General features: G+C 46.8%; 27 protein-coding genes. 22 read left to right on the top strand and 5 right to left on the bottom strand.

Annotation, left to right across the window (positions count from 1 at the left end):
* Window positions 1-229: 229 nt before the first annotated feature.
* Window positions 230-619, bottom strand: a complete 390-nt coding sequence (locus tag GK091_RS09485; RefSeq protein WP_164036696.1) for a DUF3592 domain-containing protein — start codon at window positions 617-619, stop codon at window positions 230-232.
* A gap of 127 nt (window positions 620-746) precedes the next feature.
* Window positions 747-1,187, bottom strand: coding sequence for a hypothetical protein (locus tag GK091_RS09480; protein WP_164036694.1), 441 nt, complete (start codon window positions 1,185-1,187; stop codon window positions 747-749).
* Between the two features lie 292 nt (window positions 1,188-1,479).
* Here GK091_RS09480 and GK091_RS09475 point away from each other — a divergent pair, with 292 nt between their 5' ends.
* Entirely contained in the window at window positions 1,480-1,644 is a 165-nt protein-coding gene (locus tag GK091_RS09475) for a hypothetical protein (protein ID WP_164036693.1), read from the top strand.
* 395 nt (window positions 1,645-2,039) lie between these two features.
* Here GK091_RS09475 and GK091_RS09470 read toward each other — a convergent pair whose 3' ends face one another.
* From GK091_RS09470 to GK091_RS09460, 3 genes are all read right to left on the bottom strand, one after another.
* The gene (locus GK091_RS09470; protein WP_164036692.1) at window positions 2,040-3,434 is read right to left on the bottom strand and encodes a hypothetical protein; all 1,395 of its coding nucleotides are present in this window, start codon (window positions 3,432-3,434) and stop codon (window positions 2,040-2,042) included.
* Between the two features lie 498 nt (window positions 3,435-3,932).
* The gene (locus GK091_RS09465; protein WP_164036691.1) at window positions 3,933-4,493 is read right to left on the bottom strand and encodes a DUF4468 domain-containing protein; all 561 of its coding nucleotides are present in this window, start codon (window positions 4,491-4,493) and stop codon (window positions 3,933-3,935) included.
* A 39-nt stretch (window positions 4,494-4,532) separates the two neighbouring features.
* Entirely contained in the window at window positions 4,533-4,958 is a 426-nt protein-coding gene (locus tag GK091_RS09460) for a helix-turn-helix transcriptional regulator (protein ID WP_164036689.1), read from the bottom strand.
* 156 nt (window positions 4,959-5,114) lie between these two features.
* On the opposite strand from GK091_RS09460, the gene GK091_RS09455 reads away from it, so the two are divergent.
* The 21 genes from GK091_RS09455 (at window position 5,115) to GK091_RS09355 (ending at window position 19,253) form a co-directional block, all read left to right on the top strand.
* A complete protein-coding gene (locus tag GK091_RS09455) occupies window positions 5,115-5,414 on the top strand; it encodes a hypothetical protein (protein ID WP_164036686.1) in 300 nt (99 codons plus the stop codon).
* A 33-nt stretch (window positions 5,415-5,447) separates the two neighbouring features.
* The gene (locus GK091_RS09450; protein ID WP_164036684.1) at window positions 5,448-5,756 is read left to right on the top strand and encodes a hypothetical protein; all 309 of its coding nucleotides are present in this window, start codon (window positions 5,448-5,450) and stop codon (window positions 5,754-5,756) included.
* A 13-nt stretch (window positions 5,757-5,769) separates the two neighbouring features.
* Window positions 5,770-6,201 (top strand): hypothetical protein, encoded by a 432-nt coding sequence (locus GK091_RS09445; RefSeq protein WP_164036682.1) that lies wholly within the window; start codon window positions 5,770-5,772, stop codon window positions 6,199-6,201.
* A gap of 197 nt (window positions 6,202-6,398) precedes the next feature.
* The gene (locus tag GK091_RS09440) at window positions 6,399-6,893 is read left to right on the top strand and encodes a hypothetical protein (RefSeq protein ID WP_164036680.1); all 495 of its coding nucleotides are present in this window, start codon (window positions 6,399-6,401) and stop codon (window positions 6,891-6,893) included.
* Entirely contained in the window at window positions 6,890-8,314 is a 1,425-nt protein-coding gene (locus GK091_RS09435; protein WP_164036678.1) for a DUF3987 domain-containing protein, read from the top strand. Before GK091_RS09440 ends, GK091_RS09435 begins: the two co-directional genes overlap by 4 nt.
* A gap of 363 nt (window positions 8,315-8,677) precedes the next feature.
* The gene (locus tag GK091_RS09430; protein WP_164036677.1) at window positions 8,678-8,911 is read left to right on the top strand and encodes a hypothetical protein; all 234 of its coding nucleotides are present in this window, start codon (window positions 8,678-8,680) and stop codon (window positions 8,909-8,911) included.
* 45 nt (window positions 8,912-8,956) lie between these two features.
* Window positions 8,957-9,310, top strand: a complete 354-nt coding sequence (locus GK091_RS09425) for a hypothetical protein (RefSeq protein WP_164036674.1) — start codon at window positions 8,957-8,959, stop codon at window positions 9,308-9,310.
* A 128-nt stretch (window positions 9,311-9,438) separates the two neighbouring features.
* Window positions 9,439-9,909, top strand: coding sequence for a hypothetical protein (locus GK091_RS09420; RefSeq protein ID WP_164036672.1), 471 nt, complete (start codon window positions 9,439-9,441; stop codon window positions 9,907-9,909).
* A 189-nt stretch (window positions 9,910-10,098) separates the two neighbouring features.
* Entirely contained in the window at window positions 10,099-10,683 is a 585-nt protein-coding gene (locus GK091_RS09415) for a hypothetical protein (RefSeq protein WP_164036671.1), read from the top strand.
* A 5-nt stretch (window positions 10,684-10,688) separates the two neighbouring features.
* Window positions 10,689-11,798, top strand: a complete 1,110-nt coding sequence (locus GK091_RS09410; RefSeq protein ID WP_164036669.1) for a hypothetical protein — start codon at window positions 10,689-10,691, stop codon at window positions 11,796-11,798.
* 30 nt (window positions 11,799-11,828) lie between these two features.
* Window positions 11,829-12,266, top strand: coding sequence for a hypothetical protein (locus GK091_RS09405; RefSeq protein WP_164036667.1), 438 nt, complete (start codon window positions 11,829-11,831; stop codon window positions 12,264-12,266).
* Window positions 12,263-12,646 carry a DUF1353 domain-containing protein gene (locus tag GK091_RS09400; protein ID WP_164036665.1) on the top strand — a complete coding sequence of 128 codons (384 nt, stop codon included), beginning with the start codon at window positions 12,263-12,265 and terminating at the stop codon, window positions 12,644-12,646. Before GK091_RS09405 ends, GK091_RS09400 begins: the two co-directional genes overlap by 4 nt.
* 129 nt (window positions 12,647-12,775) lie before the next feature.
* Window positions 12,776-13,558, top strand: a complete 783-nt coding sequence (locus GK091_RS09395) for a S49 family peptidase (protein WP_164036663.1) — start codon at window positions 12,776-12,778, stop codon at window positions 13,556-13,558.
* Window positions 13,559-13,561: 3 nt separating this feature from the next.
* A complete protein-coding gene (locus GK091_RS09390) occupies window positions 13,562-14,053 on the top strand; it encodes a hypothetical protein (RefSeq protein ID WP_164036661.1) in 492 nt (163 codons plus the stop codon).
* 62 nt (window positions 14,054-14,115) lie between these two features.
* Window positions 14,116-15,111 (top strand): hypothetical protein, encoded by a 996-nt coding sequence (locus GK091_RS09385; protein WP_164036660.1) that lies wholly within the window; start codon window positions 14,116-14,118, stop codon window positions 15,109-15,111.
* 76 nt (window positions 15,112-15,187) lie between these two features.
* The gene (locus GK091_RS09380) at window positions 15,188-15,865 is read left to right on the top strand and encodes a hypothetical protein (RefSeq protein WP_164036657.1); all 678 of its coding nucleotides are present in this window, start codon (window positions 15,188-15,190) and stop codon (window positions 15,863-15,865) included.
* 78 nt (window positions 15,866-15,943) lie between these two features.
* Complete coding sequence (locus GK091_RS09375) at window positions 15,944-16,165, top strand: hypothetical protein (protein WP_164036656.1); 222 nt, start codon at window positions 15,944-15,946, stop codon at window positions 16,163-16,165.
* Window positions 16,146-16,523: a hypothetical protein gene (locus GK091_RS09370; protein ID WP_164036654.1), complete on the top strand. Its 378-nt coding sequence runs from the start codon at window positions 16,146-16,148 to the stop codon at window positions 16,521-16,523. The genes GK091_RS09375 and GK091_RS09370 overlap by 20 nt, the downstream gene beginning before the upstream one ends.
* A gap of 201 nt (window positions 16,524-16,724) precedes the next feature.
* Complete coding sequence (locus GK091_RS09365; RefSeq protein ID WP_164036652.1) at window positions 16,725-16,979, top strand: hypothetical protein; 255 nt, start codon at window positions 16,725-16,727, stop codon at window positions 16,977-16,979.
* Window positions 16,980-17,026: 47 nt separating this feature from the next.
* Window positions 17,027-18,388 carry a S41 family peptidase gene (locus tag GK091_RS29955; RefSeq protein WP_164036651.1) on the top strand — a complete coding sequence of 454 codons (1,362 nt, stop codon included), beginning with the start codon at window positions 17,027-17,029 and terminating at the stop codon, window positions 18,386-18,388.
* Window positions 18,389-18,584: 196 nt separating this feature from the next.
* On the top strand, window positions 18,585-19,253 hold the full coding sequence (locus GK091_RS09355) for a hypothetical protein (protein WP_164036649.1): 669 nt from the start codon (window positions 18,585-18,587) through the stop codon (window positions 19,251-19,253).
* Window positions 19,254-19,256: the final 3 nt, after the last annotated feature.

Genomic DNA, 19,256 nt, shown 5'->3' with positions numbered 1-19,256 from the left:
CGTTGGCCAGCGAGTAAACAGCAGCATGGTATGACGACGTCTCTTAAAATGCTCCTAATTAAGACAACGCAGTATTCGTATATACGCTTCACAATGAGAAGATGAAGTCTTATTCAGTTGCTCCATAATCCGGGTGTTTAATTAGGCGGCCAGTTTTAATATCTGTCAACTATTATCCGTAGCATACGACCCCAAAGTGAGACGTAAGAGTAGTCATTTAATGGCTCCTCTAGTGGGCAAAAAACCAGACGATACCCCCAAGGGTAAGGATAATAATCATCCAGTTCATAAACACCTCCAGGCTACTTTCAATCACAAATTGATCGGGGTTGTCTTCTCGGTAATAAACCCTCACCGCTCGGTGAACGCTATAGTAATTAAGTTCATGGAATACTGAATGCTCAGGCTGACGCTCGATCCAAGTATTGTTTCGCGTTTGAAAGCGAACGATAGGTACCCAAAGCTGGCGCAGTATGAACGAATCACTTCGATCAAACGAGGTGATCGTTCCAATGGTCTTATTGGCCTTAATCATCAATCGGTAATAAGAGCTCAGGAAGAGAATAGAAAGAACAGACGAAAAAATTCCGCCAATCAGAAGGGGTATGAGGATTTTCATCGGCCACACAACTGCTGTTTATAGAGATTGGGTAGTATACGTTTGGGCTCACCCGTTTGGCAGGTTTCTTACCCCCTGTAATCACATTGGTCAGGTAAGCGGGGAAGCTATGAGACCGAGTAGCCGACTACGGGTTAAGCCTCCTGGTCACATGCTCGAAGATGACCCAGCCCATCACAAAGCTGTAGGCCATCAGCTTACCCGGCACCAACAGCCACTGAAGATAAAGTAGCCAGCGGTTGACATTGTCCGAGCTACGGAAGGGATTGTCCAGTAGACCACCCCACCAGCCCAGATTGGCGAAATCCGGCTTAGCGCTCACCCGATAGCTAACCCATACGTACAGGCTCAAGCCACCCAGCTTTAGTAGCCATTGACTACCTGTCAGCGAGAGCCCCTCCGCAAACACCCAAAGCAGCCCCCCCTCCCAGCAGACAATACCCAATAAGATAGCGATCCAAACCATCCACTTGTTGGGTGGGGGCTGGTCTTGATCTTCCGAAGCATCCACTTGGAGTTTACCCACCGGACCAGGCTTATCTTCCAGCAACCAGTTTAGCCATTTCATCGCTGTATCGTTCGTGTTTGTGCAGCCCCTTTGGGTCGTTTTTCCATTTGCTCACTACCACTTGGATCAACGAAGACGGCTATCAAACCCGGCCAATTCTACGGGATTCGCTTAAGGGCAGCGGAAGTGGCCCAAAGGTAAAGCAAAGGCGATGATCACAACAGGGGGTAAGTACGTATCTGGCTAGGTAGAGTAACGTGATATAAAGCTGGATAGGCTTTTCAATCCTAGTACCCAAGCCTAGCTCGATGACAAGCGGCCCACAGAAATAGACAAAACCGAATTAACCGGCATGGACCTGTTCAAAGTACTACTAGATCGTGATAAAAAAGGGCAGTCAATGATTCCCGAAGAGCGAGATTGGTTTGAAGCTCGGAAAAAAGCGAGCTTCAAATACAGAGGTCGTATCGAAAGTGGTGGTTATAATCGCGATCATATTTATGGTGCAGAGTCATAGGAAGACCACAAGAAGAAAAGAGCTATATTATCACATCGTTTATACTACTCTAAATATTAGTAACAATAATATTTGAGTCATAAAGTTAGAACCTTCGGGGGGCTATCTTAACGAAAATACTTCCTGAAGGCTCTAAGAAATTGAAAAATCATGTATCCTGAAAAGAGCCTAGCTAGAACATCAATAAATTGAGCAATTCCGTCTCTTAATTCACTATTAGAAGTGTTAAATATATCACTAAATTTATGTAATGGATTAATTGAAAAGTTAAGAAAAATTGCTAAATCTAAAAATATCCTATACACGTCTATGTACCAATACCCTAAGAATAATCTAATAGTAGTGAATAAAAGAAACCCTACTATTAATAGTCTTGACCCTGCTCTTATCCAATTTTATCCATGTCCATTAGACCATTCGTTAATGAACAGTATCCACTTATCATAACTTATATTAGATTTGATTAACTCTTTTTTAAAAGCTTCCATTTCTAACGCTTCATAGCGCAACTCATTTACTTTATCACTTTGTTTACCTGCTGCACTCTTTAACTGTCTGTATATTTCTCTTATTGTCGAAAAATCAAATTCATCTTTACTAATTATATTATTTGAAAATACAGTGTTATGAGTTATTATATCTGTAATGTTGCTTAAATATATTCTAAAAGTATCAGCCTTTGTAAAATCAACGTAGTTAAATTCCACTTTCCCTAATTGAGAACGTGTTATTTCTACTCTTCCAGGAGACTCTAATGATGTGGCATTAAATATTAATTTACTCTCATTTACGAAATTCTTAATTAGCAAATTGTTGAATATTATATCATATATATTAAACGTAGTATCCCTTAAAAGCCCAGATATATTAAATTTTTGAATAGAAAACCCTTCAATTATAGAGACTGTATCTTTGGCACTTGGTTCTAAGGTTATATTAAGACTTTTAATATTTATACGGTTCTTATCAACTGTTTTATTAATTAAATATAAGTCTTTAACACTAATATCTAAGTTCAATTCATCAAATTTTGCATTATCGAATTCAATACTCTTTATGTTGTTACCCAAAAAATTTCCTATTGTTACTGAGGTATTAATGAAATTGATATTTTTTACTGAATGATCTATATCATTAATGTACTTTGTCTGTTCAATATTATAGGGATTTCTGTCAATACTTACTGAAACAGAATATACATGACATTCATCAAAAAGTATAGAATTAAAATCTGAATCAGATACTTGAAACTCTACATTATCAAATGTACATTTCTTAAATACGATATTATTGATTGCTGAATTACGGCAGATGAATGGTCCTTTAAATAGACAATTAGTAAAAACTAATGAGTGCTTGAAATCAAAAAAAAGTGCATTAAAGGGTTCGCTAAATGTGCAGCCTGATATATTTATGTCTGTATGATGACTAAGCCAATTAATAGAACTTGTAGCTTCAACTGTAGTACCCCCCAAGTAAACCATGCTATTGATTAGATAATTAGGGGGAGCTATTTGCTCTTGCCATTCTTCCTCTGACATGCCGTAAGGTTTTTGCTGATGCCTAGTCACATAGGAATCGTAGTATCTTTCAGAAGGCATTCTAAATGGAATAGGTTTTACAGTGTTGTTCTCATTTTGCAATGCTGATATACGCTGAGCTCTCCTATTGGCACTTCCTTGATAGTAGTATTCATCAAAAAAGGTATTGTACTCTTCATTTACATTGTTAGACTTACCAAGTATATACTGTTTTAATGTCTCACCAGAAAAAGTAATTGTTTTAGCCATTAATATAGAGATTATAAGTTTACATTCAATAATTTCCTTTCAAAAGTCAAAACTAGCAACTCATGATATATACTTAAGGCCCACACGGAGCAAGTTTTATCCACTAATAAGTAAATTATATTACCTGATTATTTGTCAACTGGCATTGGAGTCGAAAGTGATTTAATGCCAGTTAATACCCAACTTGATCGATTTGATACTCAAATAAGGCTTCAATTAGAAAGTCGAAAGACTGAATTTCCTTCATAAACAATTCTGAAGTATAGCTAATAGGTACTTTAGAATTGTTTGTAGTTATATTAATATGTTGGCATTTTGGCCACACTTTTATTAAAAAAAACCCCGAAATCAGACTGATTTCGAGGTTTTTTACTTTTTTGTGGAGACGGAGAGATTCGAATTCGGCAGGGAATTATACAAAAAATGCTCTCATTGGCTGCAAACGCGGTTTTTCCCTTTAAATTAGTTGACTTTTAGTCGCTTATACTGACTCGGTCTTTAGAAGTCTGAATCGCTCTTAGCCATTGCCTTCTTGAGATCTGTAGCTATAATTTTTAAATCCTTATCAACCGCTTCTTTAATATCATTCCACTCCTTTTTACTGGGTCGTTTCATCATTCCTGATTCTGGCTTCTCTTTCTCCAATGGACCAGCATCAACCCAAAGTTGAGTATTAGGACCAAAAGGACGGGTATGATTTAGATTGTCGATCACATATTTGTACTTCCCATCTTTACACATAATAGTGATTGTAGACGATATTGTTCCAGCGTCTGTAGCACCTAAAATAGGCACCTTTATGGTGACTGGCATTGATCCCTTCCCTATTAGCTTACCTGCTTCTTTGTCTTGCAAATCCAGCACTGATTTTGCGGATTTGAATGTGCGAGTAAACCATGTATTGGCACGAACATACAATTCATTTTTGTTAACGCCTGGAGTCTCAATTACTTCACTGTATGTAACAAGTTTTGTATCAGGATCAACCGGCATTGTTTGAGCTTCGGCAGTCACGGTAATAAGGGCAATCGCAAAGGCACTGAGGTAAATTTTTAACATCCTGTTACTATAAGGTTTGAAGGTGAAAACTTAAAAATCTTAATCGGCTAATTTAGGTGTGGTGGTAGTAGAAGTAATGTCCTGATCAGGACGCAAGCAGCTCTTGTTTTCGATTTGCCGATTTTTTTCCTCTAATTCTTTCGCTTGATACTGTATTAGCTGGTCTTGCAACTCGCTGATTTTTTTCTGCATCTGATATGCCTCAGATACCGTTAGACCATTTTCAGAGAGTCCACCTTTTGTATTAGTTTCTACGACTTTTCCATCCATAATTTTAAAGAAGTCGTCTACAGATATACCAAACAGTTCTGCCAGCTTAGGCATTTGTTCCAGTTCTGGTTTATACCCTCTGGTAAACCAGTTACTTACAACTTGTTTAGATATACCTAGGAAATCAGCTATATCTTTCTGTTTCAGCCCTTTATCATCCATCAGGCGTTTTAAAACTTCAGGGAGAGGTATCATGCAAAAAATTTAAGTCCTAGTTTATTTGACTTTGGTAATAGTTACTGATACTTTAGCACTACCAAAGTGGACAGGGCCACTAAAAGCAGTGCTAAAATACACTAAAAAGTGGCCCCTTTCTATAACTATTACGCAAACGAAACTACACCTATAAGGATGGTTAGAAAAACAGTGCAGGCGGTTTCGGCAGCACAAGCCTGTCGCCAGCGAATGCTGGATGCCCGAAAGGAATTACCCATAGCAGTCGGCCAGCAAGATGTAATCGAATTTGTGGCCAAAGAAGCACCCCACCTTAACAAGTTAACCTTCGCTAGTCGATGGCATAATGCCTGGCAGGCACGGGTGGCTGATCCTGAACTTACTGAACTAGTGGAGAGAGCTGCCATTCATTTCAAGGCTAAGCATAAAGAGATATCAACCCGTTTGAAACGGCAAAAAGTAAAGCTAATGCACTAAGCAATGTTCAATGCCAATCAACCAATTAAGCCAATGTATGCACGTTCTACTCTTTCTATTACTCGCGGTGATACTAGTGGCTCCCTTCTTCAAGCCACACCAGCCACCCCCATGATCAGCCTGATCGATGCCATGCAGCCCGGCTTCGACCATACCCTACTCGACTTAGAAACAGACTCAAACCTGTACCGACTAATGGCTAAGGCTGAGCACGTTATCGCTGGATGGGACTGCTATGGGCAGCCAATGGTAATTGGCGAACAAGCCTGGTACAACGACCTCCATAAGCTTGTCGATACCATCAAAAAAACACTTAATACCCGCTACGGGTGCAACGATTAAACCAAGTATCAGGATGTTCAAACTCTTCACAGTAATCAGACCGTTAGTGGCTCCAGTGCGGCCAGAAGCCATTAATCATTTCAGCCAGTACGTCGTAAAAATGCCAACTGATTTGATGGAGGCACTACAAAAACGTATGTACACCGTACTGTTGCACAAGTTTTATGGCCTTCCCATACCACACGATTTAAGTACCAATAACCTAATTGAACTTGATGATTTTATGCTCAGCCGGTTGACGAATGAAGCCCACAACCTGGTCATAGACGCCCGACAACTGTCACTACTCAAACGCTTTTTGAAGGCAGAACGCGAAATCAGTATGAAGACTAAAATGCAGTTAGCGCCTGCATTGTCTAATACAGACTACTGGCTTTTAACCGGTGAATTGCTTGAATCATCCATACGACCTACTGAGCTGGTTGCTCTGTCCTTGTTCTCCTAACCATTGCCCAATTGATTTGGAGTCACGTTCGTTGACTCCAAATCTCACTCTCCATCAATTTCCTATGAGGTCAATCCTTTCCTACCTGTATTGGGGGTTCCTATTTATGCTATTGTTCATAGCGATAACCGTGTTCCCTCGCGTTATCGAGCGTTTTGAACCCCTGGATAATCCACCATTTATTGATCCATACGACTATGAGTGAGCGACATAAGCCGCAACGGATTGATGTACTCGCTTCTAAAAAAGTAGCCTTCGCTCAAGCGACCACCGAAGCAGCGACCATTTTCAACCAATACCGTCACCAGCAGTCAGCTCCATTGCTGGCACTAGAACAGGTGTTCGATCAGGCGATCGAGCTAATCAATTCGCTAGATGTTCAAGCGCAAACACCCCGCCATGTGCATGGGGACACCATCAACCACCATGATCGAAAGGAGATCTATGCGTCTGAATATGTAGGCCAGAAAAATGACTTCAGTACCGGCCAGATTGTCCGTAATGAAGTGACGGTCGAGCAGCCCGCCGATCGCATGTACAAGGTTAGCAATGACCTGGTTGTATCAACCAGCGGGAAATTCATTTTCAGGCCACAATCCAAACAACTAATGACAGCAGCCGGAGCCGTTTCGCTAACCGAGCAGGAAGCCTGTCGTTTACTTTCCTTTCTCTCGTTCGACTTTGGCTTATGAAAACCTACCAGCCGTTTCAACCTTTTCAACATAAATTACCCGCGCTGGAGTCTAGTCCATTTGCCGTTGTCCTGACCGACGATGATTTGGATGCTGAAACCAAAAAACGACGCAAAGGGCTTCAGTTTCCACTGCACGTTTTCCCCCAGGCGATACAGCCCTTAATTGCCGGTCTCGTTGGTGATTTGAAGGGTGAGCGATCATTCATTGGCCTGACACTCCTGCAAGCAGGCAGCATTGCCATTGGCTCGGCTCTACGGGCTTCGACTGGCAGTTGGGAGGTTGGCCTATCGATGTGGGGCGCTTCGGTAGGGATCAGTTCATCCGGCAAATCGATGGTACAGGGCGTCCTGATGAAGCCCTTCTATAAGATGCAGGAGAAATTCGACCAGGAGTATTACGAAGGGCTGGAAGCCAAAGGTAAAGCGGGTGAAGATGATGACAGCGACCTGACCAGTTCGCCCGCCGACTATGTACCGATGAAGGTGGTCATTGTACAGGACATTACGTTTGAAGCGCTGGTTAAGGATGTATTCGGCCACAACTTCAAAGGGATTGCCCGCTATGAAGATGAGCTGGTTAAGTGGCTGGACGATATGGAACGCTACAAGTCGGGTGCCTCGGAAGCCTCTTTCTGGACAGGTGGCTGGTCACCAACCACCTCGTTCCGACTTCAGCGAACGGGTGGCAAACTTACGATCGTCAATCGTGATCATTGGTGCGCTAGTGTGATCGGCTCGACCCAGCCCAATATTCTCTATCGCTTCTTTGAAAAGAACCGGCTCGAAACCGGGTTTGTCTTTCGCTTTCTGTGGGCTTTTGCCGAGAAAGATCAGGCCATTTCCCCTAACCTCTCCTTCCGGCTCGACAATGCGTTGATTTCGCCGTACAACACCATGATCAAACGGCTTTATGAAGAACTGGCAATGGATTACCGGGACGACAAAGCACAGGTCTACAAGCTCAGCCCGGCAGCTATCAAGTATTTTCAGCAGTGGCAGGACGTACAGACGCGAAAGGTCAACGATATTGATAGTATTCAGGAACGGGGTGTGCAGGCCGGCTTATTGGGCAAAATCAAGGAATATGCCTTACGCATGAGTCTGATCATAAAGATGATGCATGCGGCCTTTACTGAACCGAATCTGCGTAAGGCAGGCTGGGTGGAAGAAGACGACGTTGCAAAGGCGCTACTCTGTTGTGATTACTTTCTGCAATCGGGCTTTGAAGCCTATCAGACAGCCAAACAGAAGATGATCGTCCCCCCTCAAGTACTCGAATTCGCCAGTTTGCTCCGCTCCTTCAACTACAGCCAGAAGGACCTGGCCGCCCACCTGAGCGTATCAAAACAGGCGATCAACAAACGCTACAAAGAGTATCTGGAGAAGTATCCGGGGGCGTTCAATGCCAAGAATTATTAGGGGGTTGACTGGTTGACCGGTTACATTCCCTTTTTAGTACAATTTGATTTGTAAAATGCTGGCTATCAATATAATCTACTGGTCAACTAGAGTCAACCTAATTACATTTTTTCACCCCTTAACTCCTTGATACTCATTAAAAATAGTCAACTAAGTAACGTTGACTCAGGTTGACCGCCAGTCAACTAAAGTCAACCCCAAAAAGTTGACTGCGCCGAATGAGTATCAAGCACTTAGCTCCCAAAAAACATGAATTTAGTTGACTCTAGTTGACCGGTAGGATAATCTAACAGTCAGGCAGTTACCAAAAAAATTGGACGAAAAACAGGCTTTTACGGTCAACCAGTCAACCTACCAGAAAAAATGGCCAGAGAATTAACGATTGATGAAGAATTGGAAGAATTAAAGCGGGAACTCGACGAACGTAAATCAGCGTATCCCGCATTGACTCGTGGGACGAAACCAGCCCTGAAGCGCGAAGAAGCGACTCGTCGGTTGACCCGCCTTGAATCCGTGATCAAACGGCTGGAGCGGCTTAAACAAACGATGCAACCAGCTCCGCAGGGATTGCTGTTTACCGATGAGGAGACAGACTAATTTGCAGCGTACAGATCGACACCCTAAACAACTATAATCAGAGGTATGAAAATCAGTGATAAGAACAAGGTCGTCAATTACTTACTGACCCAGATGACCTATATCCTACTGGCTCCTTCGCCCAATAAAGATGCCGTCGGTAAAGCCGCTGAACGGCACGATACTCGGCTAAAAACCATATTGACCCCGGAAGAATATGAGCCCATCGGCGTGATGCGGGATGCGATTGTTGAACTGGCTACTCTATTAGCCAACTGTGAACGTGTGGAGGAATTACAGAAAGTGCATGAATACCTACGGGAGCTGAATGCGGGCCGGGTTATGATCGCCGTGGCTCCAGCGGGTGACGTAACGAGTTACGAGCTAAATAGACGTCCTAACGACAGCCTGACGAACTGACCACTTTTGTATCGGTAGGCCAGAAACACGAAAATCCTCCCGCGCCAACGGGGGGATTTGCGAAATAAACGAACGTAAGGTTACTACAAGTCGCTTTAAATTTAAGTAATCTTGCTCATTTTGTCTATATGCTTAAAACACGTATACCAATTAAGGAGAATCACGTTCGTCAATTTGTTATTGCCCGCTATGGTAACAACACGCCAATCATTGATATGACCAAAAAATCAATGCTGGGTGTATTAGCTGAGATTGCCTGTGAGAAAGTAGGATTCCGTCATGTACTCCCCAAGATGGATGTTGATGAAGCGACAGCCATCACGTTGCACTACCCCGATTCATTGAAGAATCACTTTATTCACCCGGCCAAGCTCCAGCTGGTGGCCAAGCTGCTGAACTATCTGTTTACGCAGGCATTTCTGGAGTGCATGGAAGTGTCGCTGATGCTGGGCATTTCGGATTACGAAGCCGTCAATATTTTCATGGAGCGTTACGGCATTACCGAAGATATGGTTTCTGCCGACTCATTGCGGAAGAAATGGCGCGACCACCAGCGGTACATGGCCAAGAAAATGGATACTATGCTGCAAGTTGCCTGAAAATAAAGTTGGGGCAGTTGTTCACCTGTTTTAGGGGGGTACTCACCAATTTTTAGTAGTTGCTCACTCGTTTATAAACTTGTTCACTTAAGGAAAGCCTTTCAACTTATCGTATTGGCCCTTTTCCATCTGGAAAGGGGCCTTTTTTGCGTCCTACCATTTGGCTGATAGAAGCGGCTACTTTGCCCCATGAATCCCCAGGACCGAACCACTGCGATTCCTGCACTACCGAACCAGGGCGGTCAGGCAAATGTGCCGGGCATTCGAAAGCTCTGGCTTATCGAAGCCCGGCACTTGCTCGGGGTCATTGATCCGCGTACCGTTCCACTCGGTTTAGAGAATGGATGGACGTTACGGAAGAACGGGTTGCAATTGGGCGAAGACGCCAAGATACATGTCTTTAGTTTCCCGACCGATCGGGGCAGCTACGATCAGAAAGCCAGTGTCACCATACAGGGTGTTGTCTACAATCAGTCGCTGGCGATGACGGTGCCCAACGATCACCAGCTAACGGCGCTGGTTATGCAACGGATGACGGGCCGCCAATGGGTAGCCATTTATCAGGATGGTAACGGAAATCAGAAAGTAGTTGGTACGGCCAAACAGCCCCTGCGGTTTCTGGCAAACTATCAGGCGTCACCCAGTGGCTACTTTTTCAGCTGGTCGTGCCAGACCCGACAGCCAGCCTACTTCTTTTCCGACTTTCCGCTACTGGATACGCTCCAACTCGACGCCGAATTTTCTTACGGTTTTTCTTACGACTTCTTTTCTTAATACACATGGCAGCAGACGGAACATCGATCAAGAACGAGATCGATAATGATCTGGCAAACAAAGGCTACCGGGGCATCCGGATTGCGACCATCATTACCACGCTGAAAAAGGTGGTGGATTGGGTTACCGGAGCCGTGAACGGCAACCTGAGCACCTGGCTTAAAACCAGTGACAACCAACCCGGTGGAGCCAACGCCGATGATGTGTACCGCACCGGTATCACGCGTTTCAAGGGCGGTATTGAAGCCTACACCCGCAACCCCGACAACAAGGTGCTGGCACAAACGGCTTACGATCAGGGGGCCATACGAATCAACGCGCAAAACGGGGGACCTGCCTACGTTGAATTACACCATCCCGGTAACCGAATCGACAAGCTGGGCACCGATCCAGACGGGGTGCTCAAATTCGTACCCTGGGGGGCAACGATCGCCTATACCCTGTTTATTTCTGGGCTCACCCCCCTTCTGGCCTTTTCCTCCGTGCTGGCCCGTCGAAAAATCGTGCTGTATCAGGGCGCACCCAACGATTACCAGTTCTACGGATTCGGCATTGAGGGCGGTAAACTCGTTTATTCGGTCAACTCCGAAGCCGACGCCCACGTGTTTGTCGCCGGCTCGTCTCCCATCACCAGCGTCGAGCTGATGCGTATTGCTGGCAATGGCAATGTATCGATTGGCGATACGACGTCGGCATTCCGGCTCAAAGCGGTGGACAACAATCCGGGAAACGGCTGGATAATAGTCGTCTCTAATTCCCGAACCACTACCGGTCGGACGGGAGCCAAAATTCTGTTTGATCAATCGAACCTGGCGAGTTGGGCCATTGGTCAACCGGGTGGTGATGTCAACGCGTTCGTAATCGAGAGCAGTGGCAATACCGAACGGGTACGCGTCGATAGTGCGGGCAACGTAGGCATCGGCACGTCGGCACCCACGGCTCGGCTACACGCCAAGGGCGCTACTGGCTACGACCAGTTACGGCTGGAGAACAAGTATACCCCCTCCGGCCCTGGCGATCCCAACGGGCAGGCGGGCGCATTCGCCTGGGACGATACCTGGTTCTACCTGAAAACCACCGCTGGCTGGCGTCGTATTCAACTCCAGAGCTGGTAAGTCTTCGTTTTAACTCCTGTCTTTTCCCCCATGAATACCATCACCACCCCTATTTCGGACGAGCGCGTTACGAGTTTCAAGCGCATCGCCAAACACGAAAACTTTGTCGTCGGCCCCGACCTCAACATGATTCAGCAGGTGCGGGTAATCACCGTCGATGCAACTGGCCAGCCACTCACCGAACGTATTCTGGCGGATGACTCCCTGACCGACGAGCAGAAACAGGCGGGCCTGCAACGCTACGCCGATCAGATCGTTACTCGCCAAACGGCGGGGTCGTTTGTGAATGCCGCTGGGCAGGTCGTTCCGGAGGGGACGATTGCCCAGCGGGACTACTTTCAGGCCATTACCCTGGGCGATCTGAAAAAGAAAGGGCTCACCGTCAACGATAAAACCTCGTTTGCCTCCCTGCTCTACGCCCTGTTGACGAGCGAGATTCTAACCATCGACGCACGCAGCGGATTATGAAGCAGCCCATCATTGTCCGCTACAAAGAGGAAGATCCGCTCAAGGCCGATCGGTGGGAACTGGTCTACTCGATTACGTTCCAGACCAGAGCCGGTAAGGTGACCGTGCCACGCGGGTATACGACCGATTTTGCCAGCGTGCCCATGTTATTCTGGGGGGTATTTCCCCCAATAGGCCGGTACAATCGGGCGACAATTCTACACGACTGGTGGTATGACAATCGGCTGTTTACGAACGAGTTTGGCGCAAAAGAAGCCCGGCGTCTGGCCGACCTGGAGTTGTATGAGCAGTTGAAGGCGGTCGAGCCAACCAAGAAGATCCGCAACTATTGTATGTACCTGGCTTGCCGCTGGTTCGGCAAATCGTGGTGGGATAATTAGAGCGGTTTATGTCCTAGTAACTGGCTTTTTAGCCCGTCATGTTTGTAGCGTCAATTTCTCCAGAAGCCAAGCATGACGGGTTTTTCTTTTGCAGGACAGTGGTACATCGAGCCTGGCTACGCAGAGCGCATGAGGCAGATCATTCAGCCCCGGCTGGAAGCGGGTAAGGATGCGATCCCGGCCAATCTGCTGAACGTCAATCCTAGCATCGACGCCAAATTAAGCCGCAGTGAACAGTACGTGGCGGATTACTTCCGACTCGACAGTGGGGTGGCGGTTCTGCCCATCAACGGAGCCATGTCGCGGGAAGGGGGTATGTGCTCCTACGGCAATGAAACCCTGATGCGCTGGCTCGACATTCTGAGCCGGGATGACAACACGGTAGCGGCTGTACTGAAAACCAATTCACCGGGTGGCACCGTCGATAGCACCCGCGCGTTTGCCGATGCGGTCAAGAACTTCGGCAAACCCATTATCGGTTGGACTCCGTTTGCTGCCAGTGCCGCCTACTTCGTCCTCAGCCAGTGCACCGAAATTTTCGTGGAAGATCAGCTGATCGGGGGCGTTGGCTCCATCGGCGTCTTGATGATTCTGGTCAATCAGGCCAAATCTCTGGAAATGCAGGGATTCGATGTGCAGATTCTGCGGGCCGAAGGCTCACAGGACAAAGCCCTGATCAATGGCATCGAGCCAATTTCAGACCAAACGCTGGCCGAAATTCAGACCACGCTCAACGCGTGCCGGAACGAGTTTGTGGGCTATGTCCGTCGTGGCCGGGCGGGTAAGATCACCAGCAACGAGGTCTACACGGGCAAAATGTATACCCCTGCCGATTCGATTCGGTTAGGGCTGGCCGATCGGAAGGGCTCTCTTTCTCAGGCCATTCAACGCGCAGTACAACTTTCTAAATAACCGATGCTTAAACCAACCAAAACCGTAGCGGCAGTGCTAGCCGCTCTGTTTCCGACTAGCGAGAAAGCTATTTCGGAAAAACTCACCCAGGAAGAGTTTGACGCCTTCGCCGGAGAAGCGCAGGAAACGCAGAACCGGCTCGATGCGCAGGCCCAGGGTAACGAGGCCGTGGCGAATGATCTAACCACCGCTAACGCTAGCCTGAAAGAAGCGCAGGACAAGTTAACGGCATCGGAAGCGGCTCTCACCAAAGCCAATAACGACCTGACCGCAGCCAATAACAAAGTGGCTGAACTGACGCCGAGAGCCACCGCCTGGGATGCGCACAAAGCGGCTTTGGATGGGGCCAACGTGACGGGTGATTCGACCAACCCGAAGCAGAAGGCAGAAACGGGACTGTCGGAGAAAGAGCAGGCCAGTCTGGACAAGAAAATGGAGCTGAAAGCCAAATATCCGGGCTTAATGGCTGACATCGATGTGCCGGTGCAGGACTAGTCGACTGTTCATCTGATCGCTTTATCCAACTATCAATTTTTTAACGTTTAACTTTTTCACCAGTGGCAGGCTCACTCGATCTCAGCAAACTCGCTGACAAACTCAAGGAAAACGTCGCGGATTACTCCACGATTTTCCACTTAAATCTGGCGAACGGATTTAAGATCAAACAGGACCGGCTGTTTACCGGCTTTCAGATTCGGGACAAGGTGCCCCTGATCCGTTCGTCCAGCGACCCTATGGTTCAGCCGGGCCGCACCGGAAATACCAATTTTAAGGGGGGCGTTAGCCTGGCTAACCGCGAAGGGATATTGCGCCCCTTTAAGGTTGACCTGAAGCTGGACGAAAAGCAGATTTATGCCTGGAGTAAAACCTACCTGGCTAAACGTACCGCTGTCGATTCGAGCGATATCTATTCGTTCCCGGCCATGAACTGGTACATGGGTGAGATCAATAAACAGATTGGCAAAGACGTGCACGGTGCCATCTGGCAGGGCGTTTTTAACCCGACAGGAAACAGCCACATCGATATTACGGACGGGCTGGACATTCTGTTCGATCTGGGGTATGCAACTACGGGAACGGGTGCGGTTGGTGACATTCCATCGACCAACATGGTAACGGCAGCGGCTACCATTAACCAGTCGAACATCTTGACCGAAATTCAGGCGTTGGCCATGCGCTTTTTTGAGGTGATGGACAATCCGCTCGACGAAGAAGGTGTAATGGCACTCGACCCGATTTTGTACGTGCACATGATCAACGCACTGAACGCGCAGCTGAGCAACAGTTCGCAGATCGTTTACCGCGACGGGAATGTGATTCGCCTGGCTATTCTGCCCAATGTGACCATTGAACCCCGCAGCTGGCTAAAAAGCACAAGCAAAATCTTCCTGACCCTGTTGGGCAATCTGGCCGTATTGGGACCGGAAGAAGACTCTAGCGATGTGCCGAGCATCCAGATCGAGAAGGCGGATCGCGCGATCAAGCTATTTATTGATGGGGAGATCGGCATTAACTACTGCGATGGCCGGGTGCTGTTCATGAACAGTAAATAGGCTCAAGAAGCTTGCCGTGTCGATTGCAAGGATGTTCACCTACTGATTCACCAAAACTTATTTTTTCTTAGAAACCATGAGAAGCATCCGATTACTCGGTTCAATTTTAGTAGGGCTGACGCTAGCCCTCAGTTTGTTTGCCCCGGCTGACGTACACGCCCTGGTCCCGCCTGCCGTGCAGGATTTCTTTATGGGGGCCGATGGGGTCACCTTGGGCATGGCGACCGTCAGTTTTGCCAGTATGAGCCGCAAGGAGCGTCAGAAAGCCAACCTGGGCGGTATCATTAAGCTGTATCTGTTGAGTACATCCGATTTCACCCGCGATTGGCCAATCGACACGGATGTGGCAGCCGGCTTAATCGTAGGTACAACCATTCCGCTTAAAACGGGGGTAATAGCTGCGGTGGTGACCTTCGACCTCGACACCTGCCGGGTCAAGTCGGACCGCAAAGGCAAGCTGGGCTACCAGAACTGTTCGCATTCGGGCGAGGCCAAGATGGCGGGTTATGAAGCCGCCCAGATGGCGGCTATCGACAAAACCTTCAACGAAGGAGGTATTGCCATTGCGGTGTATAAAGATGGTACGCGGGCGGTGCATGGCAGCAGCTGGCAGCCACTGGAGTTTGAAGACTCGACCGACTCCGGCGCGAAAGGCGACGACCAGTTGCAGATCGACTTCAAGTTCAAAGGTGATGGCTATGCTTGGCACCCACCCATTTTACCCACTGCGGTAACGGTTCCCCTACCGGTCTAAGTGTCGGGATTCATCTAGTTAACTAGACTCTCTCAGTTGGGAACCGGTTCGCCGGTGCGAGGCTTTTCTTATATCATCATGGCAAAAACTAAGCGCACAGGCGCATTAACGACAATGTATCAGGTAATCAAGAATGTGAAGCTGGAGAACGGGCTTGGCTCGGTTGTTCTGGACGAAAATACACCGCAGGACGTGTTAGAGGAATACTTTAACACTGAAGTCGGCAAAGGATTTATTGAACTCGTGGCAACGCCTGGCCTAGCTGCACAAACGCAAGAGGATGTACACGCTGGACAGTAAGAAGATCGACGGAGTCATTAAGCAGCTGGAGAACGCCGGCAAGGGGGCCGTTCGCGTCCTGAATGAGATGACAGATGGCAGCCTTAAGGATTCTCCTCTGGAGAAAGACCCCTTCACTAATTTGGGCTATATCGTCAACACGCTGGTTCAGGCTCGTGATCTGGCGACACTCAATGCCAAATATGATGGCATGACGCCTGAACAGATTGACGAAGCGCAGGCCGCCGAGCGCATTGCCGAAGCCGAAGCCCTCCAACAGTTGGTGCAGGAGAAGCTAGCCGCCCGCCAGCCGGTGGAGCCAGAGCCAACTGAAGAAACAGAAGGTGAGCCAACCGGCGACGAAGCAACACAGGTGTAAGTTATCTCAACAAGAAAAGCCCTATCTCCAAAAGGAGGTAGGGCTTTTTTCGTATGTTTGCTGTGCGAACACTTAGTTTTATTTCCTTTTCAGACGACCAACCGGCCTGTGCTCCAAGACATGGCCGGTTGGCACGTTGATGTAAGTTCAACACGGTCGTCTGAAAGGATGAGTGTTCGCAGTGACCAACCGGCTCTATATATGCCCATCCCTGCACCCGCCCGGTTTACCGACCTGCGCGAACACCTTCATTCAGCTGGCGTCGATGCTGCTTATCTTAATTTAGTACTGGAGCAATACCTGAGCCTACCGGAGAATATGCCTAGTCAGGACTGGATGCAAGACCCACATGACGATCATCAGGCATGGCAGTTCCGCGAAAACTTAACTCAGTTTCGGGAAATGATCGTCGATAAACCGGACGAAGGGAACGGAGAGGTTGACGATGAGATTTAAGTGCTTTTTGACTTTGGTCAACATAATTCCACTTATATAACAAAAATGTGAAACACTTCATCCTCATTCTCTTTCTATCAATCTGTTCAAATTATGTGAGTGCTCAACAACAAGATAGTTGCTCATGTCAAGCTAACTTAAAAGCCTTGGTTCAGATTGCCAAAGACCAGTATGCAGGCTTTGAAGATAAGGTTTCCAAGAAAACCTTAAGCCAGCACAATGGCCTTCTTCAGAAATTAGATCGTCAAGCTCGACTCATCTCCTCCGACAAATGTCTACCTGTACTCGAAAAGTACATTGCCTTTTTTAGGGATGGTCACTTCACGATTCACTTCACGGACCAAATGGCCAACTTATTGAAACCTTTGAAAGCCAAAGAGTCACTGAGTGAGATCAACAGCTATCTTTTGACTAAACAGGCTCGTCTAACGCCTATAGAAGGAACTTGGCGAGATGTCGATGATATGTACCGAGTGATTGTCTATCAAGATAAGAAGGACCCAAATCTGTACACTGGCAGTATTGCAAGCACAAAAGTTGATACTTGGCAAGCCGGGTTGATCAAATTTACTTTGAAGCGTACCCCATCCCAGGAATTTGAAGCTATCTATTACTTCCGAAATTTTACCCCCATACATTACAAAGCTCATTTGCAAGGGGATATTTTGAAATTTTCAGGCTACGGCGGCTACTGGGTTCGAACGGCGGCCAAATTTGAAGACAAAGCTGATTTAGCCAAGAAAGTCGATTTACTCACTCGACAGAGACAGATGTCTAATTTTAAGTTTGAGGTAATCGACCAAAATTTTTGCTATTTAAAAATAAGCTCATTTGCTGTGGCCGACTCCACTTTCAACACTGTACTGACGCAACATAGAACCATTATTCGTCAAACCCCCTATCTGATTATTGATTTGCGTGGTAATGCAGGAGGGTGTTGTAATTTTGATTCTTGGGGTGAGTTCATGCAACTAATTTATACAAATCCCTTTGTTGATTCGGGTGTTTCTGAGAAGGTAGCCGGTAAACTTACAAGTTATCCAGGACGCACCATCCGCTTAGATAGCATGATAAGTATGCCAAAAAAAGTGGCTCTGTTAATTGATGATGGGGGCGCTAGTAGCACCGAATTACTGCTTGAGTACGCCCAACAAAGTAAGAAGGTGACCTCATTTGGTACTCCTACAAGCGGTACAATGGATTATGGCACTGTTAAGCCTTATCGCTTACCCTGTGGCCGTTATGAGGGTTATGTAGCTACTATGCGAACTGATTGGAGTTTACACGGTAAAATTGACGAGACCGGCTTCCAGCCAAACGTGTTTATCACCAATGATCAATTAGACTGGGTAAAGGTTGTTATGGATTACTATTCGAGCCAATCTACCACAGTCAATGAAAAACGCTAATTATAATTATTTTCAGAAGGTAAGTGTATTCCTTTGAAGCTTGTAAAGGATTTTATTTCAATAACATAAGTTTAGTTATATACCTGCTCTTTAAAAAGTTAAAGATCAGGTAAGTTTCTAATGACATTGAAAGTAGCATATATCTATGTTTTTAATGTCCTACTATAACCGGCTAACTGCCGGTTTTTTTGTGTCAATGAATCTCCAGACACAGATCAGCCAGCAACAGTCAACCGTTCGGTCGCTCGAAAAGCTACTAGGGGCCAAGCGTTGTACGCAGGAAGAATTGGATCAGGCCCGACGCCGGCTAGCCGATCTGCAAGAGCAGGTGAACTTTACCCCTATCATTAAGCCGCAGGTCCGGCCTGGATTGGCCCAGCCTGTAGTCAGACCTGTAGGCGAACCAGTGCCCACCGGTAGACGTATCGAGGGCGACGAGTACAATAGTCTGCAAGCCGATCTGAGTAAAGAAGCTGACTTTCTGAACAAAAAGATGGCCGGCTTAAGTAATGGCCTTCACCTGGTCCCGCCCTCGGCTCCCTGCCCTGAACTGGTTAAACCAATCCTTGAGCTTAAAGCGCAGATCGAAGCGATTTGGGATAAGAAACGCTACTTGGAGCGTAACCGATGCTTACCCGAAGAACCAACCCCCGGCGATGATCAGGCCCCTGCCCTAACGCCCATCCTGACCGATGCGACGCAATTTGAGTTGGTGTGTGAAAAACGGAAGTTGATCGACAGACGCTCGAAGCTCAGAAAAAAGCTGGAGAACCCGAAGGCCAGCGAGAAAAAACGCTTTGAATGGGATATGGAGTTGGTGAAAACTAATCTGGCGATTCAGGACATTGACGTAAAACTAGGTTAGCGC

Source organism: Spirosoma agri (assembly GCF_010747415.1).
GTDB lineage: Bacteria > Bacteroidota > Bacteroidia > Cytophagales > Spirosomataceae > Spirosoma > Spirosoma agri.
Note: the sequence above shows the minus strand (reverse complement) of the source record. Positions and strands in the feature narration are given on the sequence as shown.

Excerpts from the sequence above, each read along its gene's own strand:
- GK091_RS09370 (WP_164036654.1), top strand. The coding sequence starts at position 16,146 with ATGTACACGCTGGACAGTAAGAAGATCGACGGAGTCATTAAGCAGCTG.
- GK091_RS09480 (WP_164036694.1), bottom strand. The coding sequence starts at position 1,187 with ATGAAATGGCTAAACTGGTTGCTGGAAGATAAGCCTGGTCCGGTGGGT.
- GK091_RS09410 (WP_164036669.1), top strand. The coding sequence starts at position 10,689 with ATGGCAGCAGACGGAACATCGATCAAGAACGAGATCGATAATGATCTG.
- GK091_RS09380 (WP_164036657.1), top strand. The coding sequence starts at position 15,188 with ATGAGAAGCATCCGATTACTCGGTTCAATTTTAGTAGGGCTGACGCTA.
- GK091_RS09450 (WP_164036684.1), top strand. The coding sequence starts at position 5,448 with ATGTATGCACGTTCTACTCTTTCTATTACTCGCGGTGATACTAGTGGC.
- GK091_RS09375 (WP_164036656.1), top strand. The coding sequence starts at position 15,944 with ATGGCAAAAACTAAGCGCACAGGCGCATTAACGACAATGTATCAGGTA.
- GK091_RS09460 (WP_164036689.1), bottom strand. The coding sequence starts at position 4,958 with ATGATACCTCTCCCTGAAGTTTTAAAACGCCTGATGGATGATAAAGGG.
- GK091_RS09425 (WP_164036674.1), top strand. The coding sequence starts at position 8,957 with ATGAAAATCAGTGATAAGAACAAGGTCGTCAATTACTTACTGACCCAG.
- GK091_RS09355 (WP_164036649.1), top strand. The coding sequence starts at position 18,585 with ATGAATCTCCAGACACAGATCAGCCAGCAACAGTCAACCGTTCGGTCG.
- GK091_RS09470 (WP_164036692.1), bottom strand. The coding sequence starts at position 3,434 with ATGGCTAAAACAATTACTTTTTCTGGTGAGACATTAAAACAGTATATA.
- GK091_RS09440 (WP_164036680.1), top strand. The coding sequence starts at position 6,399 with ATGAGTGAGCGACATAAGCCGCAACGGATTGATGTACTCGCTTCTAAA.
- GK091_RS09420 (WP_164036672.1), top strand. The coding sequence starts at position 9,439 with ATGCTTAAAACACGTATACCAATTAAGGAGAATCACGTTCGTCAATTT.
- GK091_RS09455 (WP_164036686.1), top strand. The coding sequence starts at position 5,115 with ATGGTTAGAAAAACAGTGCAGGCGGTTTCGGCAGCACAAGCCTGTCGC.
- GK091_RS09465 (WP_164036691.1), bottom strand. The coding sequence starts at position 4,493 with ATGTTAAAAATTTACCTCAGTGCCTTTGCGATTGCCCTTATTACCGTG.
- GK091_RS09405 (WP_164036667.1), top strand. The coding sequence starts at position 11,829 with ATGAATACCATCACCACCCCTATTTCGGACGAGCGCGTTACGAGTTTC.
- GK091_RS09435 (WP_164036678.1), top strand. The coding sequence starts at position 6,890 with ATGAAAACCTACCAGCCGTTTCAACCTTTTCAACATAAATTACCCGCG.
- GK091_RS09485 (WP_164036696.1), bottom strand. The coding sequence starts at position 619 with ATGAAAATCCTCATACCCCTTCTGATTGGCGGAATTTTTTCGTCTGTT.
- GK091_RS09430 (WP_164036677.1), top strand. The coding sequence starts at position 8,678 with ATGGCCAGAGAATTAACGATTGATGAAGAATTGGAAGAATTAAAGCGG.
- GK091_RS09445 (WP_164036682.1), top strand. The coding sequence starts at position 5,770 with ATGTTCAAACTCTTCACAGTAATCAGACCGTTAGTGGCTCCAGTGCGG.
- GK091_RS09415 (WP_164036671.1), top strand. The coding sequence starts at position 10,099 with ATGAATCCCCAGGACCGAACCACTGCGATTCCTGCACTACCGAACCAG.
- GK091_RS09475 (WP_164036693.1), top strand. The coding sequence starts at position 1,480 with ATGGACCTGTTCAAAGTACTACTAGATCGTGATAAAAAAGGGCAGTCA.
- GK091_RS09365 (WP_164036652.1), top strand. The coding sequence starts at position 16,725 with ATGCCCATCCCTGCACCCGCCCGGTTTACCGACCTGCGCGAACACCTT.
- GK091_RS09400 (WP_164036665.1), top strand. The coding sequence starts at position 12,263 with ATGAAGCAGCCCATCATTGTCCGCTACAAAGAGGAAGATCCGCTCAAG.
- GK091_RS09395 (WP_164036663.1), top strand. The coding sequence starts at position 12,776 with ATGAGGCAGATCATTCAGCCCCGGCTGGAAGCGGGTAAGGATGCGATC.
- GK091_RS09390 (WP_164036661.1), top strand. The coding sequence starts at position 13,562 with ATGCTTAAACCAACCAAAACCGTAGCGGCAGTGCTAGCCGCTCTGTTT.